Here is a 15,911-nt window from a genome sequence, read left to right on the forward strand (position 1 = left end):
TTGTCATCAAGCTTATTGCCCGGCTTCTTCAGCCAGTTGCAGGAACCTGGCCGCGAGGTCCTGGCCGCCCTGCGGGTCCCGGGAGACCAGCAGCACGGTGTCGTCGCCGGCGATGGTCCCCAGGATGGACGGCATCACCGAATGGTCGATCGCCAGCGCAAGGAAGTTGGCCGCGCCCGGGGGCGTGCGGAGCACTGCGATGTTGGCCGATGCCTCCGCGGTGACCAGCAGCTCGCTGCACAGCCGAGCCAGCCGGGCGTCCAGAATCTCCTGGCTCACCCCGCTCTTCGCGGCCCGCTCGCCGCCCTCGCCGGGGACGGCGTACACCAGCACGCCCTCCTTGCCGCGGACCCGGACCGCGCCGAGTTCCACGAGGTCCCGGGACAGCGTCGCCTGGGTGACCTGCACGCCGTCGTCCGCCAGCAGGGCTGCCAGCTCCGCCTGGGAGCGCACCGATTCACCCGTCAGGATGGCGGTGATACGTGCCTGGCGGGCCGTTTTGGTGGCCGGGCTGGAGCCCGGCGACGCCGGTTGGGCGGACACTAGAACGTGCTCTCCCCAGTGCCCTCGACCGGAGAAAGGCCATCGACGAATGCCAGGCCGGACTGGTGCATCAGCCAGGCCATCAGGGCCTTCTGGGCGTGCAGCCGGTTTTCGGCCTCGTCCCAGACGATGGACTGCGGCCCGTCGATCACGCCCGCCGAGATTTCGTAGCCGCGGTAGGCGGGAAGGCAGTGAAGCACGACGGCGTCATCCGCCGCGTGTGCCATGGCCGCCTCGTCCACGGAATACTCGCGGAACAGCTGCAGCCGGGCTTCCTTTTCGGCTTCCTGGCCCATGGACACCCACGTGTCTGTTGCGACGACGTCGGCACCCTTCAGTGCCGCCGCAGCGTCGGTGGTAACCAGCACCGAGCCGCCGGTCTCTGCGGCGCGCTCCAGAGCCGCGGCCACGATGTCCCCGGCGGGAAGGTAGCCCTCGGGCCCTGCGATACGGACGTGCATGCCCGCCGTCACGCCTGCCAGCAGGTAGGAATTGGCCATGTTGTTGGCCGCGTCCCCGAGGTAGGCCATGGTGAGGCCCTTGAGCTCGCCCTTGTGCTCCTTCACAGCCAGCAGGTCAGCGAGCAGCTGGCACGGGTGGTAGTCGTCGCACAGCGCGTTGATGACCGGCACCCTGGAGTTTTCGGCCATGGCCACCAGGCCTGCATGCGGACCCGTGCGCCACACGATAGTGGACACCATGCGCTCCAGGACCTTGGCGGTGTCCTCCACGGATTCCTTGTGGCCGATCTGGGCCTCACCCGGATTGATAATGAGGGCGTTGCCGCCCATATCGGCGATGCCCGTGGCGAACGAGACCCGGGTCCGGGTGGAGGTCTTGTCGAAAATGACTGCCACGGTCTTGCGGCCGTTGCCGTCCGCGGCAAAGGGCTGGACGCTGTACGGCGCGGCCTTCATGCGGACGGCAAGGTCCAGGACCTCCGCCTGTTCGGCAGGACTGAGGTCCGTGTCCTTGAGGAAGTGCCGGGTAGAACCGGTTACAAAAGTCACTGGGCGTCCTTTGCTGCTTGGAGGATGGCCGGGAAGGCGGCGAGGAAGGTGTCCGCTTGGGCGGTGGTGAGCACCAGCGGCGGCGCCAGGCGGATGGTGCGGGGCCCGGGGCTGTTGACGATGAAGCCTGCTTCGAGACCCGCCTGCACTACGGCCGGGGCGACGTCCGCGTCCAGGTCGAAGCCGATGAGCAAACCTTCGCCCCGGACTTCGGTGACGCCCGGAATGGCCGCCAGCGCGGACCGCAGGTGCTCCCCCACCTTTGCCACGTTCGCCAGGACATCCTGGCTTTCGATGGCGTGCAGGGTGGCGAGGGCAGCCGCCGTCGCCACGGGGTTGCCGCCAAACGTCGTGCCATGCTGGCCAGCGGTCAGCAACGACGACGTCCCGCCGCCGAAGGTGACCAGCGCACCGATCGGGAAGCCGCCGCCCAGGCCCTTCGCCAGGGTGACAGCGTCCGGCACGATGCCCGCGTCCTCGCTGGCCAGCCACTTGCCGGTTCGTCCGATGCCCGTCTGCACCTCGTCGAGGATCAGCAGCGCGCCCGCCTTGGTGGTCAGCTCCCGTGCAGCCCGAAGGTAGCCGGAAGGCAGGGGCCGTACGCCCGCTTCGCCCTGGATCGGCTCCAGGAAGACCGCGGCCACCGTCTCGTCGAGGGCGGCTTCCAGGGCGTTAACGTCGCCGAAGGGAAGGTGGACCACACCACCGGGCAGTGGCTCGAACGGCGCACGGTACGCCTCCTTGGCAGTCAAGGCCAGGGCGCCCATGGTCCGTCCGTGGAAGGCGCCTTCGAGGGCGATGATTTTGGTCCGCGCCGTGCCGGTAGAGCCCGCGTTGCGGCGGGCCAGCTTGAAGGCAGCCTCGTTGGCTTCGGTTCCGGAATTGGTGAAGAACACCTTGGAACCGGACGGCGCGTTGGTGAGGCTTAGAAGCTTTTCGGCCAGCGCGATCTGGGTGGGGCTGGTGAAGAAGTTGGAGACATGGCCGAGAGTCGCCAGCTGGCTGGAGATGACTGACGTGACAAACGGGTTGGCGTGGCCCAGGGCGTTGACCGCGATGCCGCCCAGCAGGTCGAGGTACTCCTTGCCGTCGGCATCCCAGACCAGGCAGCCGGCACCGCGCACCAGGACCCGCTGCGGGGTGCCGAACACGCCCATCAAAGACGTGGAGTAGCGGGCCAGCCACTCGGATCCGGCGTGGCCGGCGGTCTCCACGAGCTCTGTCAGTGACGATTTTTCCGTGGTGTTCATCCGTTGATCTCCTCGTCGGGGACGACCTGCGTGCCGATGCCCGCCGTCGTGAATGTTTCCAGCAGCATGGAGTGCGCCAGGCGACCGTCCACGATGTGCGCGCGTTCCACCCCGCCGTCGATCGCCTTGAGGCAGGCTTCCATCTTGGGGATCATGCCGGATTCCAGGGAGGGCAGGAGCTCGCGCAGGTCTGATGCCTTCAGGGAGGAGATCAGCGAGGACTTGTCCGGCCAGTTGGCGTAGAGGCCTTCGACGTCGGTGAGGATCACCAGCTTGGACGCTCCGAGGGCTTCGGCAACGGCTGCCGCTGCGGTGTCCGCGTTGACGTTGAGCACCTGCCCGGTGGTCTGGACGCGGCCGTCGGCAGGAAGCGCGTCGCCCTCGATTTCCGGTGCAACGGTGGAGATCACCGGGATGCGGCCGGCGGCGAGGATGTCCAGGATTCCTTCCGGGTTCACTCCCACCACTTCACCCACAAGGCCCAGGTCCACCTCTTCGCCGTCCACGACCGTGCCGGTGCGGACGGCCCGCAGCAGCCCGCCGTCTTCGCCGGACATGCCCACAGCGTAGGGGCCGTGGGAGTTGATGAGCCCCACGAGTTCGCGTCCCACCTGGCCGGTCAGAACCATACGCACCACGTCCATGGCCTCAGGTGTGGTGACCCGCAGGCCGCCCTTGAACTCGGACTCGATGCCCAGCCGGGCCAGCATGGCGTTGATTTGCGGGCCGCCGCCGTGCACCACAACGGGATGGATTCCCACGTGGTGCAGGAAAACAATGTCCTCGGCGAAGGCGCGGCGCAGTTCGTCATTGACCATGGCATTGCCGCCGTACTTGATCACCATGGTGGTACCGGCAAAGCGCTGGATCCAGGGCAGCGCCTCGATCAGCGTGCCGGCCTTGCTTTGGGCATCGAGCATGGTGGTGTTCTCGCGGGTGCGGGTGTTCATAAGGCAGTATCTCCAGGGTTGCCGGGCTGCGGGGTGGGGTCAGCTTGAGTAGGCGCTGTTCTCGTGCACGTAGTCGTGGGTGAGGTCATTCGTCCAGATGGTGGCCTCGGCGTCGCCGGCCTGCAGGTCGATTTCCACCAGCACCTCGCGCGGTTCCAGGTCCACCAGGCTGCGGTCATCGCCGATGCTGCCGTTCCGGCAGATCTGGATTCCATTGATGGCCACGTTGAGCTGGTCCGGTTCGAACGCCGCGTCAGTGGTGCCGACGGCGGAGAGCACCCGGCCCCAGTTGGGGTCCTTGCCGAAGATGGCGGCTTTGAAGAGGTTGGACCGTGCCACGGAGCGGCTGACCGTTTCGGCGTCCGCTTCACTGGCGGCGTTGAAGGTCCGGATGGCGATGTCGTGGCTGGCCCCTTCGGCGTCAGCAATCAGCTTCCGGGCCAGCTCGGCGCACACCTGGGTGAGGCCGGCGCCGAAGGATTCGGCGGACGGCACGGCACCGGAGGCCCCGGAGGCCAGCAGGACCACCGTGTCATTGGTGGACATGCAGCCGTCGGAGTCCGCCCGGTCAAAGGTGACGCGGGTGGAATCGCGGAGGACGACGTCGAGCAATTCCGGTTCCACCACGGCGTCTGTGGTGAGGACCACCAGCATGGTGGCGAGGCCCGGTGCCAGCATGCCGGCGCCCTTGGCGATGCCGCCGATGGTGAATTCCTGGCCGTCCGCATCGGTGCCGATAAACAACGCAGCCTTGGGAACCGAGTCGGTGGTCATGATGGCGGTGCCGGCGGCAGGTCCGCCATCAGTGCTGAGGGCAGCGGCGGCGGCCTCCACGCCCGGGAGGATCTTGTCCATGGGCAGCTGCTCGCCGATCAGGCCCGTGGAGCAGACAAAAACATCGGTGGCCGAGATGCCGAGTACTTCGGCCACTTTTTCGGCGGTGCTGTGGGTGTTTTGAAAGCCGGTGGGTCCGGTGCAGGCATTCGCTCCGCCGGAGTTGAGGACCACGGCGTCCACCCGGCCGTCCGAAACCACCTGTCGGGACCAATGGACAGGGGCGGCAGCCACCCGGTTGCTGGTAAATACGGCGGCTGCAGATTTCGTGGGCCCATCGTTGACCACCAGGGCAAGGTCCGGGTTGCCGGAGGCCTTGAGTCCCGCGGTGACGCCGGCGGCCCGGAATCCTTGGGGTGCGGTAATGGTCACGGGGCTACTCCCTGCAGGTCAAGGCCGGCAGTTTCCGCCAGGCCGAGTGCGATGTTCATGGACTGGACGGCGCCGCCGGCGGTCCCCTTGGTGAGGTTGTCGATGGCGCAGGTGACAACCACCCGGCCGGTGTGCGCGTCAAAGGCCAGCTGCATGACGGCGTGGTTTGATCCCTGGACGGATTTTGTGGCCGGCCACTGGCCCTCCGGCAGTACGTGCACAAACGGCTCGTCGTCGTAGGCGTCGGTCCACGCCTGGCGCAGCTGTTCCGCAGTGGTTCCCGGCTTGACCTTCGCCGTCGCGGTGGTGAGAATCCCGCGGCTCATGGGTGCAAGGGTGGGCGTGAAGGAAACTGTCACCTGCTCCCCTGCCGCATTGGACAGGCCCTGCTCGATCTCGGGGGTGTGCCGGTGGCCGCCGCCAACGCCGTAGGGGCTCATCGAGCCCATCACCTCGGCGCCGATCAGGTTGACTTTCGCTGCCTTGCCCGCGCCGGAGGTGCCGGAGGCGGAAACGATGACGACGTCGTCGGGCTGGAGGAGGTGGGCGGCGAACCCTGGCGTCAGTGCCAGCAGGGCCGACGTCGGATAGCAGCCAGGCACGGCGATCCGGCTTGCGCCTTTAAGGACTTCACGCTGGCCGGGCAGTTCGGGCAGGCCATAAGGCCACGTGCCGGCGTGGGCTGAGCCGTAGAACTTCTCCCATGCTGCCGGGTCCTGCAGGCGGTGGTCGGCGCCGGCGTCGATCACCACTGTGCCCTCCGGAAGCTGGGCAGCGATGTCGGCAGAGGCCCCGTGGGGCAGCGCGAGGAAGACGACGTCGTGGCCCGAGAGGTTCTCCACGGTGGTGTCCTCAAGGATGCGGCTGGCAAGGCCGTGAAGGTGGGGCTGCAGCTCACCCAGGCGGGAACCTGCGTTGCTGTGCGCCGTGATGGCTCCGATTGTCACGTCCGGGTGGCCCGCAAGGAGGCGCAGCACCTCCCCGCCGGCGTAGCCGCTGGCACCTGAGACTGCAACAGAAATAGTCATGGTACCCACCTTACAGTAAAACTATTCACTACAACCGATATTTATGCACCTATCCTGCTTACTGCGCTTGACGCCCTGCCACAGCGGCAACGGCCCTGCCCTGCATCCCTGACGCCTAGGATGGGTGGACCGGGCCGGAAACTCCCGCCCGCGGAAGGAAAACCATGACGCACGCCATTGTCGCCGGGCAAGCCGGTGGTCCCGAAGTCCTGTCCTACGTGCCCGTTGAGCGCCCCATTCCCGGCCCCGGGCAACTGTTGATCCAGGTAGCGGCAGCCGGCGTGAACTTCATCGACACCTACAAGCGCAGCGGCGTGTACAAGGTCCAGTATCCCTTCATCCCCGGCTCCGAAGCAGCGGGAACAGTTGTAGGTCTCGGCGCAGGGGTCACCGGATTCGCCGAGGGCGACCGGATAGCCACGGCTGAGGGCGCCGACTGCTACGCCGGCTATGCCCTGGTGGACGCGGATAAAGCCTTGCCTGTGCCGGATGGACTGGACGATGCCACCGCGGCCGCCCTCCCGCTGCAGGGCCTGACTGCCCATTACCTAATCAATTCCACCTTCAAGGTTGAAGCCGGCCACAATGTCCTGCTGCACGCCGGCGCGGGCGGGGTGGGGCTGCTGCTCATCCAGCTCCTCAAGGCCAAAGGCGCACGGGTCATCACCACGGTATCCACGGACGAGAAGGAAGCCCTCGCGCTCGGCGCCGGGGCGGACCACGTCCTGCGGTACCGCGGCTTCGACAAAGCCGTGCGCGACCTCACCGACGGCAAGGGCGTTGACGTTGTGTACGACGGCGTCGGCAGGGACACCTTCGACGGTTCCCTTAGCGCCCTCCACGTTCGGGGCACGCTGGCCCTGTTCGGCGCGGCCTCGGGTCCCGTCCCGCCGGTGGATCCGCAACGCCTGAACGCAGGCGGCTCCCTTTTCCTGACCAGGCCCACCATGGCCCACTACCTGCAGGACGCGGCGGAACGGCGCTGGCGCTCAGATGAGATGTTCGCCGCCGCCGCGGACGGCAGCCTCAAAATCCGGATCGGCGCCGAGTATCCGCTGGCGGAGGCCGCCCAGGCGCACCGCGACCTCGAGGGGCGCCGCACCACCGGCAAGGTGGTCCTCATTCCGTAGGAGCAGTTTTGGATATGCAGGGACAGTTCAAGGGTGCAGGAGCAATTCAGGGAGCAAGTTGAGGAACACGCCCTGAACAACCTCCCAACAACGGGTGGACAGCCGGCAAACCTGGACACTTTCTGTTCATGTTGTCCCGGCACACTGCATTGGTGACCGAGCAACAAAGCAGCAGCCTTGCAACCGACGGCTTCCCCGGACCCAGGCCCCGTTACCAGCCGCAGTTGGCCGGGTCTGCCGCCACTCCCCCGGCAAGGACGCTGGTTGACATACTGCAGGACACGGCGGAACGCTACCCGGATGCCTCCGCCCTCGACGACGGCCGGGAATCCCTGAGCTATGCCCAGCTACTGGCAGCCGTCCGCGCGGCCGGCCGGGAAATGCACCTCGCCGGGCTCGGCGCCGGCGACAAGATCGGCGTTCGCATCCCGTCCGGCACCAACAGGCTGTACATCTCCATCCTTGCCATCCTGCTCATCGGGGCCGCCTACGTTCCCGTGGACGCGGATGATCCCGAGGAACGCGCAAGGCTGGTTTTCGGTGAAGCCAAGGTGGCCGCCGTCGTCACGGAAAGCGGAGTGGCTCCCGATGGCTCCAGGCCCTCGCCGTTCCCCGCCGCCCGGACAGCGGAGGCTGATGACGACGCCTGGGTGATCTTTACGTCCGGCTCCACGGGAACCCCCAAGGGCGTTGCAGTGCAGCACCGTTCCGCGGCTGCCTTCGTGGACGCGGAAGCCCGGATTTTCCTCCCGGCGGAGCCCATCGGCACGTCGGACCGGGTGCTGGCCGGGCTGTCAGTCGCGTTTGATGCCTCCTGCGAGGAGATGTGGCTGGCCTGGCGGCACGGCGCCTGCCTGGTCCCCGCACCGCGGGCCCTGGTCCGCACCGGCATGGACCTGGGTCCCTGGCTCATCAGCCATGGCATCACTGTGGTGTCAACAGTTCCCACCCTGGCTGCCCTCTGGCCAGCGGAAGCACTCGAAAACGTCCGGCTGCTGATTTTCGGCGGGGAGGCGTGCCCGCCTGAGCTTGCTGAACGGCTTGCCGTTGACGGCCGGGAAGTCTGGAATACCTACGGCCCCACCGAGGCCACCGTGGTGGCCTGTGCTGCACCACTGGGCGGGCCAGGTCCTGTGCGGATCGGGCTTCCCCTGGACGGCTGGGACCTGGCGGTAGTGGACGGGGAGGGCGTTCCGGTGCCGGAAGGAACCATTGGCGAACTCATCATCGGCGGTGTAGGGCTGGCCCGCTACCTGGACGCGGCCAAGGATGCCGAAAAGTACGCGCCCTTCCCAACGCTCGGCTGGAACCGCGCCTACCGCTCGGGCGACCTTGTCCGCTATGAAGCCGCGGGACTGGTCTTTATGGGCCGCGCTGACGAGCAGGTCAAACTGGGCGGACGCCGCATCGAACTCGGCGAGGTGGATGCTGCACTGCAGGCGCTGCCCGGCATCGCGGGTGCTGCGGCCGCTGTCCGGACGACGGCGGCCGGGAACCAGATCCTGGTGGGGTACCTTGCGCCCGCCGGGGCAACGACGCCGGACCTGGCTGCTGCCCGCGAACTCCTTGCTGCCAGCCTTCCGGCGGCCCTGGTTCCGCTGCTGACCGTCGTCGACTCCCTGCCAACCAAGACCAGCGGAAAGGTGGACCGGCACGCCCTGCCTTGGCCGCTTGCCGGTTCCGGCGCCGATGATGCAGACAGTGCCCCGCTGAACCTCCCCGACGACGCCCGGTGGATCGTTGAGCAGTGGGGCGCTGTCCTCGGCATCAAGGCAACCAGCCTCGGCGCCGACTTTTTCGCCGCCGGCGGTGGATCCCTTGCGGCAGCCCAACTCGTTTCTGCGCTCCGGGTCCGCTACCCCACCATCACGGTGGCGGACATCTACGCCACGCCGCGCGTCGGGGCCCTCATCGATGCAGCACGCCAGTCGGTGCCGGCGGGAACGGTGGCCGGTCCCGCCGAGGCCCGCATCGTCCGGCCCACCGCCCGCAAGTCCCAGGTTTTCCAGACACTGATGGGCGTGCCGCTGCACATTCTCGTGGGTATGCGCTGGCTGACCTACCTGATGGCAGGCAATAACCTGCTTGCCGGGCTGGCCGGCTTCGCCGGGGCGCCAACAGTGTCCTGGTGGTGGGTGGGTGCGTCCTGGCTGGTGTTCGTCAGTCCTGCCGGGCGCATGGGCCTGTCGGTGGCAGCGGCCCGTCTCCTGCTCCGGAAGGTTGGGCCGGGGACCTATCCCAGGTCGGGCAAAGTCCATCTGCGGCTGTGGTTGGCTGAGCAGATCCAGGACCTGGCCGGAGCGGTGAGCCTGGCCAGCGCACCCTGGGTTCCCTATTACGCGCGGGCTTTGGGCGCGACGATCGGCAGCAACGTGCACCTGCACTCGCTGCCGCCGGTAACCGGCTTTCTCTCGCTGGGCGCCGGAGCGAACGTGGAGCCTGAGGTGGACCTTTCGGGCTGGTGGATCGACGGCGACAACGTGCACATCGGCGCGATCCGCATCGGCGCGGGCGCCACGGTGGGCGCCCGAAGCACCCTGATGCCCGGCGCCAGCATCGGGGCCGGCGGGCAGGTGGAGCCGGGTTCGGCAGTCCTGGGCAAGGTCAAGGCAGGCCAGGTTGTGGCCGGGTCCCCTGCAGAACGCCGGGGCAGGGCAAAACAGAATTGGCCGGCTCAGCCCGCCACCAGCTCGTTACTGGCCCGGCTTTGGTTTACGGCATTCGCTGCCGCCAGCACCCTGCTGGCCATGATTCCCTACCTTTCCGCAGGAGCCGCCTGCCTGGTGGTTCTCCTGTTCATCAGGGGCCACAGTTCGCTGTCGGAGGCCTGGCTTCCCCTGCTTGCTTCCTTGCCTCTTGCCGCCCTTGCCTGGTTCGCCGCGAACCTGCTCCTGATCCTGGGCACGACGCGCCTGCTGGGACTGGGCCTGCGCGAAGGCTACTACCGTGTCCGCAGCCGGATCGGCTGGCAGGTTTGGGCCACGGAACGCGTTCTTGACCTGGCCCGGGACCTCCTGTTCCCCATTTATGCCAGCCTGTTCACCCCTGTCTGGCTCCGCCTGCTGGGAGCAAAGGTCGGCAAGAACGTGGAAGCCTCCACCGTGCTGTTGCTTCCCAAGATGACCACAGTGGGCGAGGGCGCATTCCTGGCCGATGACACAATGGTGGCCTCATACGAGCTCGGCGGCGGCTGGCTGCGGATCGCACCGGCCAAGATCGGCAAGCGGTCGTTCCTCGGCAACTCGGGAATGACCGGGGCGGGCCGCAATGTTCCGAAGAACTCCCTGGTGGCCGTGCTCTCGGCAACGCCGTCGAAAGCCAAGTCCGGTACGTCCTGGCTGGGAAGCCCTCCCGTCCGGCTGCGCCGCACCGCCATCGCATCAGACAACTCGCTCACCTACCAGCCGCCACGCAGGCTGAAGATGGCCCGGGCGCTGTGGGAAGCCTGCCGGTTCATTCCCGTGGTGTTGACGGTGGGACTGGCCGCCGGCGTCCTGCTGGCCTTCGATTGGCTGGCCTCGGCCAACGGTTATGCCGTAACTGCCCTGCTCGGCGGTTTGGTGATGCTGCTGGCAGGAGCAGTGGCTGCCGGGAGCGCCGTGGCGGCCAAGTGGCTGCTCATTGGCCGGATCAACGCAGGTGAGCACCCCCTGTGGAGTTCATTTATCTGGCGCAATGAAGTGGTGGATACGTTTATCGAGATGGTCAGCGCGCCCTGGTTTGCCCGCGCCGCCACCGGCACCCCTGCCCTTGTGTGGTGGCTGCGCGCCCTCGGCGCCAAAATCGGTTCCGGGACGTGGTGCGAGAGCTACTGGCTGCCGGAGGCGGATCTCGTTTCCCTGGGTGCGAACTCCACCGTCAACAGGGGCTGCGTGGTGCAAACCCACCTGTTCCACGACCGCATCATGAGCATTGGCCCTGTTACGCTCGAAGACGGGGCAACGATGGGACCGCATGGTGTCATCCTCCCGCAGGCACGGATCGGCCACGGCGGAACAGTTGGCCCCGCGTCGCTGGTGATGCGCGGGGAAACAGTACCGGCTGGCACCTACTGGATGGGCAACCCCGTCAGCCCGTGGGCCGGGCCGGCCCTGCCGCGGGGGAAATGATCGTCCGGGCAACACCTGAAGCAACACCACCGCCGTCCGTCAACAGTAGTTAGTTAAGGCCGTTCCCCTTATGAGCTCGCCAGAATCAGTCCGCGGAACCTCCACCCGCGAGCCCGGACCCGACCTGCGGTCCGACCGCTATGTGGCCCACCACGGCACTGACGCCTACAGTGTGACGCGCTACGAGCTGGAGCTGGACTACAGGCTGGCGAGCAACCGGCTGAACGGCAGGGCGCTGCTCCACGCGGTGGCCAACCGGGCTGCTTCGGCTGTTGTGCTTGACCTGGTGGGGCTCCGGGCAGTCAAAGTGCAGTTCAACGGGCGCCGGGTGCGCCGCTTTTCGCAGCGGGCCGAGCAATTGGTGGTGCATCTGGAAACCGCCCTGGTTCCCGGCGAGGGTTTCACCGTGGACATCCGTTACGAGGGCAATCCCGCTCCCCGCCGCGGCCTGTGGGGCGAGGTGGGCTGGGAAGAACTGACCGACGGCGTGCTGGTGGCCGGACAACCCAACGGCGCCCCCTCCTGGTTTCCCTGCAATGACCACCCCCGGGACAAGGCCGCCTACCGCATTTCGGTCACCACGGACGCGGACTACCGCGCCGTCTGCAACGGCGTGCTGGCCGGCCACACGCGCGGGTCCAGCAGGGAGACCTGGACCTACGAGCAGCACGAGCCGATGGCCACGTATCTGGCCACGGTTCAGATCGGCAGGTATGACGTCCTGGTCCTCGACGACGGTTCCGCCGGCGGCGTAGTGCAGACCGTGGCTGTGCCCCCGGCCCTGGCTGATGCCTCGGAGGCCGGGCTGAGCCGGCAGCGCGACATGATGGCTGCCTTCGTCCGGCGCTTCGGCCCCTACCCTTTCCCAGGTTACACCGTGGTGGTGACTGATGACGTCCTGGAGATCCCGCTGGAAGCTCAATCATTGTCGATCCTGGGCCGGAACCACCTCAGCCCGGACTGGGAATCCCAGCGGCTGATTGCCCATGAGCTTTCGCACCAGTGGTTCGGCAACTCCCTGACCGTTGCAGCCTGGCACGACATCTGGCTGCATGAGGGTTTCGCCTGCTACGCGGAATGGATCTGGTCCGAGGAAGCCGGCCTTATAACCGCCCACCAGCGGGCGGCGTCGGCGTGGCGGGGGTTGTCTGCTGCCGAACAGGACCTGCTGGTCGGGGATCCAGGGCCGGCCCTGATGTTTGACGACCGCGTCTACAAGCGCGGCGCGCTGGCACTGCACGCGCTCCGCCGGCATTGCGGGGATCTTGCCTTCTTCGCGCTGCTGCAGGAATGGACCAGGACCCACCGCCACGGATCGGTGTCAACGGCAGATTTCGTGCTGCTGGCGAACCGCGTGGCGGGCATCGATGCCGAAGCGGTGCTCCACCCCTGGCTCTTTGAGCTGGCGCTTCCGCCGCTTCCTGCTTAGCCGAACCTGGCCCCGCTAACCCAACCGGCCAAGCGCTAAGGCAGCAACGAGCGACGCCGGCAGCCCCGTCGCGGCAGGCGGCAGGTCCGTCAGCCCCGGCCTGTCCAGGACGGCCACTTCCCGAGGATCCGTCCGCAGTCCATCGCCGGTCATCTTGAGCCAGGCTTCCTTGCGGGTCCACAGCCGCGCCCGCTCGCGGAGCAGGGCTGCTCCCTCCAGGCCGGCCACGGCGTGCTTTTCAGCGTCCGCCAGGGCCACGTCGTCAAAGTCATCGAAGCCAAGCCGTTCGGGATCTTCGACGTCGGTTCCCAACCGCTCCCCCGCCAGCGGCGATGTGAGGCCCGCCAGCAGAACCCAACGTCCAGCCCTGGCCATGCTCAGGAGCAGGGGCAGCGGCTGGCCGTGGTGCGTGAAGCCCGGTCGGCCATGGGACAGGTCAGGTCCGGAACCGCATTCTGGACAGGAGTATGCCGCCTGCAACTGCGCGGCGGGGAGGTCGAGGAGTTGGGCCGCAAAGCGGCGGAGTGCTGCCCTGCCGGCGAGGAAGCGCGCGGCTGCGCCAGGCTCCATCGCTGCTGCCCGGAGCGCCTCCGCCGGCGAGGGAACCAGCCCACCGGCAGGACTGTAGCCAGCCTGCGGGCAGGGAATATCGGGAGAGATATCCACTGCCCGCAGGAACAGCCTTGGGTCCATGGGAGTGCGCTTCAGGCCTAGCGCTGAACCGCGCCGAAGCGCTCGGCCGCCAGGGCCACAGCGCCTTCCCGGGCGGCTGATGCCTCGTCCGCCGTGAGGGTACGGTCAGCGGCACGGAACCGGAGTCCGAAGGCCAAAGACTTCTTGCCCTCTTCGATTCCCTTGCCCGCGTACACGTCGAACAGCGCGACGTCCTCCAGCAGTTCGCCGGCACCTTCGCGGAGTGCGGCCAGTACCTCATCGGCCGGTACCTCGGCACGGACCACAAGCGCAACATCCTGGGTGGCCACCGGGAACGAGGAGATGTGGCGCGCCACGATAACGTCAGCAGCGGCATCGAACAGCGCGTCGGCGTTGAGCTCCAAAGCAACCGAGCGGGCGGGCATATCCGAAGCGGCAAGGAGCTTGGGGTGCAGCTCTCCCGCGTAACCGACCACCTCCCCTGACCGCAGGGACAACCGCGCCGCGCGGCCGGGATGGAATGCCTGGTGGCTGCCCTGGCTGACAACGACGTCCACGCCCAGGACGTCGCCGGCAAGGCGGGCAATGTCCAAGGCGTCCGCCCAGTCCCACACCCGCGGGGCATGTGCCGCCGCGGCGGGGGAATCATGACCCGTGAGGACCACAGCAAGGTGGAACGGTTGGGCGGGAACGCCGTCGTACAGTCCGTCCAGCACCTCGTCGCTTGGCTTGACCCCAAGCGGCGGGATGGAGTCCGTGCCCATCCGCTCAGCCGGCAGGAACACCAGGCCCGACTCGAAGAGCGCCAGGTCCCGGAAGCCGCGTGAGTGGTTCCGCTTGGCCACCTCTATGAGTCCCGGCAGGATGGAGGTGCGCAGGAAGCCCTGCTCCTCGCTGATCGGGTTTGCCAGCTTGACCGCGGTCCGGCCTGCTCCCTCTTCTGCCACGCCGAAGGTGTCGTTGGCCGCTTTGGATACAAAGGGGTAGGAAAGGACTTCGGTAAGCCCCGCGTCAGCCAGTGCCTGGATCAGGCGGCGGCGCTGCTGCTGCACGCGCGTCAGGCCACGCCCCGGAGGCGCCACGGGCAGCGTGGCGGGAATCTGGTCGTACCCCACCAGCCGGGCGATCTCCTCGGAGAGGTCCTCCTTGGTTTCCAGGTCATGCCGCCAGCTTGGGGCAGTAACGCTCCAGCCGCCGTCGTTCTTCACTACGGCAGCGCCAAGGTCCTCAAGGGACGTAACAATCTGCTCTTCGGTGAAATCGATGCCGATGCGTGCGGCAGCAAAAGTTGCCGGCAGCTCGATCGTGACCGAGTCCGGGGCGGTGCCGACGTCGGTGCCTGCTTCGTCGGCCGTGCCGCCCGCCAGCTCCACCAGGAGGTCGACCACCCGCTGGGCGGCGATGCCGGCCACCTGCCAGTCCACGCCGCGCTCGAAGCGCTTGGAAGCCTCGGACGGCAGCTTGTGGCGGCGGCGGGAGCGGGCGATGGACACCTCGTCGAAGTGCGCGGCTTCAACCAGGATGTTCGACGTCGAGTCGCCCACCTCGGTGGCGGCCCCGCCCATTACACCGGCGATGCCGATGGGACCGGAAGCGTCGGTAATCAGGAGGTCCTCGGCGTCGAGCGCCCGTTCCTTGTCATCCAGAGTGGTGATTTTCTCGCCCGCCAGGGCCCGGCGCACCACGATGTCCCCGGTCAGTTTGTCCAGGTCGTAGCAGTGCGTGGGCTGGCCGAGTTCCAGCATCACGTAGTTGGAAATGTCCACCGGCAGGGAGATGGAGCGGATGCCGGCCAGCCGGAGCCGGGAGGTCATCCACGGCGGAGTCGGCTTCGTGGCATCCACACCGCGGACGGTCCGGGCCACGAAACGGTCACAGCCCGGCTTGCCGTAGATGGGGGCGTCGTCGTTGATTTTGACGCCGTAGCCGCCCGCGAGCGCAGCGGGAGCATTAACACGGGAAGCGGGATCGGTGAAGGCGGTCCCGGTGGCATGCGCGTACTCGCGGGCAACGCCGCGGATGGAGAAGGCGTAGCCGCGGTCCGGGGTGACGTTGATTTCGGCGGCCTGGTCGTAAAGGCCCAGGAGCTCCATGGCGTCGGTGCCGATTTCCGGGTCCAGCCCGATGCGGGACAGCACCAGGATGCCGTCGTGGTCTTCGCCGATGCCGAGTTCGCGGACTGAGGCGATCATGCCGGCGGAGAGGTGGCCGTACGTCTTCCGCGCTGAGATGTGGAAGTCGCCCGGCAGTACTGCGCCCGGAAGCGTGACCACCACCTTGTCGCCCTCAACGAAGTTGTGGGCACCGCAGATGATGCCCTGCACGCCGGACGGGTCGATGCCCTTGCCCGTAAGGGTCTGCTCCTGGCCCTCGGGGACAACACGGACCTGGCACCAGTTGATGGTTTTGCCGTTGGTCTGCGGTTCCTTGACCAGGCTCAGGACCTGGCCCACCACGATGGGGCCCTGGAGGGTGTCCGTGGGACGGTGGACATCCTCCTCTTCGAAACCGACCTTGACGAGCTGGTCCATAACGTCTTCGGCCGTTGCTCCGGCCGGTACCTCTGCGAATTCACGCAGCCAGGAAAGTGGGATACGCACTG

Annotated in this window: 11 protein-coding genes; 3 read left to right on the forward strand and 8 right to left on the reverse strand. The window is 67.4% G+C overall.

Annotation, left to right across the window (positions count from 1 at the left end; genetic code table 11):
* Positions 1-12 precede the first annotated feature (12 nt).
* Genes QFZ70_RS10995 through argC form a run of 6 tightly spaced genes read right to left on the reverse strand, consistent with a single transcriptional unit; the run spans position 13 to position 5,987 of the window.
* Positions 13-543 carry an arginine repressor gene (locus tag QFZ70_RS10995; protein WP_102976225.1) on the reverse strand — a complete coding sequence of 177 codons (531 nt, stop codon included), beginning with the start codon at positions 541-543 and terminating at the stop codon, positions 13-15.
* Positions 543-1,553 carry an ornithine carbamoyltransferase gene (gene argF, locus QFZ70_RS11000; RefSeq protein ID WP_307095552.1) on the reverse strand — a complete coding sequence of 337 codons (1,011 nt, stop codon included), beginning with the start codon at positions 1,551-1,553 and terminating at the stop codon, positions 543-545. Before argF ends, QFZ70_RS10995 begins: the two co-directional genes overlap by 1 nt.
* Complete coding sequence (locus QFZ70_RS11005; RefSeq protein ID WP_307095554.1) at positions 1,550-2,803, reverse strand: acetylornithine transaminase; 1,254 nt, start codon at positions 2,801-2,803, stop codon at positions 1,550-1,552. Before QFZ70_RS11005 ends, argF begins: the two co-directional genes overlap by 4 nt.
* Positions 2,800-3,753 carry an acetylglutamate kinase gene (gene argB, locus QFZ70_RS11010; protein ID WP_307095556.1) on the reverse strand — a complete coding sequence of 318 codons (954 nt, stop codon included), beginning with the start codon at positions 3,751-3,753 and terminating at the stop codon, positions 2,800-2,802. Before argB ends, QFZ70_RS11005 begins: the two co-directional genes overlap by 4 nt.
* Before the next feature lie 39 nt (positions 3,754-3,792).
* Positions 3,793-4,959, reverse strand: a complete 1,167-nt coding sequence (argJ, locus tag QFZ70_RS11015) for a bifunctional glutamate N-acetyltransferase/amino-acid acetyltransferase ArgJ (RefSeq protein ID WP_307095557.1) — start codon at positions 4,957-4,959, stop codon at positions 3,793-3,795.
* The gene (gene argC / locus QFZ70_RS11020; protein ID WP_307095559.1) at positions 4,956-5,987 is read right to left on the reverse strand and encodes an N-acetyl-gamma-glutamyl-phosphate reductase; all 1,032 of its coding nucleotides are present in this window, start codon (positions 5,985-5,987) and stop codon (positions 4,956-4,958) included. Before argC ends, argJ begins: the two co-directional genes overlap by 4 nt.
* A 164-nt stretch (positions 5,988-6,151) precedes the next feature.
* Here argC and QFZ70_RS11025 point away from each other — a divergent pair, with 164 nt between their 5' ends.
* From QFZ70_RS11025 to QFZ70_RS11035, 3 genes are all read left to right on the forward strand, one after another.
* The gene (locus tag QFZ70_RS11025; protein ID WP_307095560.1) at positions 6,152-7,117 is read left to right on the forward strand and encodes a quinone oxidoreductase; all 966 of its coding nucleotides are present in this window, start codon (positions 6,152-6,154) and stop codon (positions 7,115-7,117) included.
* A gap of 152 nt (positions 7,118-7,269) precedes the next feature.
* Complete coding sequence (locus QFZ70_RS11030; protein WP_373461574.1) at positions 7,270-11,226, forward strand: Pls/PosA family non-ribosomal peptide synthetase; 3,957 nt, start codon at positions 7,270-7,272, stop codon at positions 11,224-11,226.
* A gap of 70 nt (positions 11,227-11,296) precedes the next feature.
* On the forward strand, positions 11,297-12,655 hold the full coding sequence (locus QFZ70_RS11035) for a M1 family metallopeptidase (RefSeq protein ID WP_307095562.1): 1,359 nt from the start codon (positions 11,297-11,299) through the stop codon (positions 12,653-12,655).
* A 15-nt stretch (positions 12,656-12,670) separates the two neighbouring features.
* Here the strand turns inward: QFZ70_RS11035 and QFZ70_RS11040 are convergent, their stop codons facing one another.
* Both QFZ70_RS11040 and pheT read right to left on the reverse strand, forming a co-directional pair.
* Entirely contained in the window at positions 12,671-13,348 is a 678-nt protein-coding gene (locus tag QFZ70_RS11040) for a 4'-phosphopantetheinyl transferase superfamily protein (protein WP_307095564.1), read from the reverse strand.
* A 17-nt stretch (positions 13,349-13,365) separates the two neighbouring features.
* Positions 13,366-15,909 (reverse strand): phenylalanine--tRNA ligase subunit beta, encoded by a 2,544-nt coding sequence (gene pheT / locus QFZ70_RS11045; protein ID WP_307095565.1) that lies wholly within the window; start codon positions 15,907-15,909, stop codon positions 13,366-13,368.
* Positions 15,910-15,911: the final 2 nt, after the last annotated feature.

The sequence above is a fragment of the Arthrobacter sp. V1I9 genome (genome assembly GCF_030817075.1).
Taxonomy (GTDB): Bacteria; Actinomycetota; Actinomycetes; order Actinomycetales; family Micrococcaceae; genus Arthrobacter.

Bases quoted from the DNA above. Each gene is read 5' to 3' on its own strand.
- QFZ70_RS11040 (WP_307095564.1), bottom strand. From the start codon at position 13,348: ATGGACCCAAGGCTGTTCCTGCGGGCAGTGGATATCTCTCCCGATATT.
- QFZ70_RS11035 (WP_307095562.1), top strand. From the start codon at position 11,297: ATGAGCTCGCCAGAATCAGTCCGCGGAACCTCCACCCGCGAGCCCGGA.
- argB (WP_307095556.1), bottom strand. From the start codon at position 3,753: ATGAACACCCGCACCCGCGAGAACACCACCATGCTCGATGCCCAAAGC.
- QFZ70_RS11025 (WP_307095560.1), top strand. From the start codon at position 6,152: ATGACGCACGCCATTGTCGCCGGGCAAGCCGGTGGTCCCGAAGTCCTG.
- QFZ70_RS11005 (WP_307095554.1), bottom strand. From the start codon at position 2,803: ATGAACACCACGGAAAAATCGTCACTGACAGAGCTCGTGGAGACCGCC.
- argC (WP_307095559.1), bottom strand. From the start codon at position 5,987: ATGACTATTTCTGTTGCAGTCTCAGGTGCCAGCGGCTACGCCGGCGGG.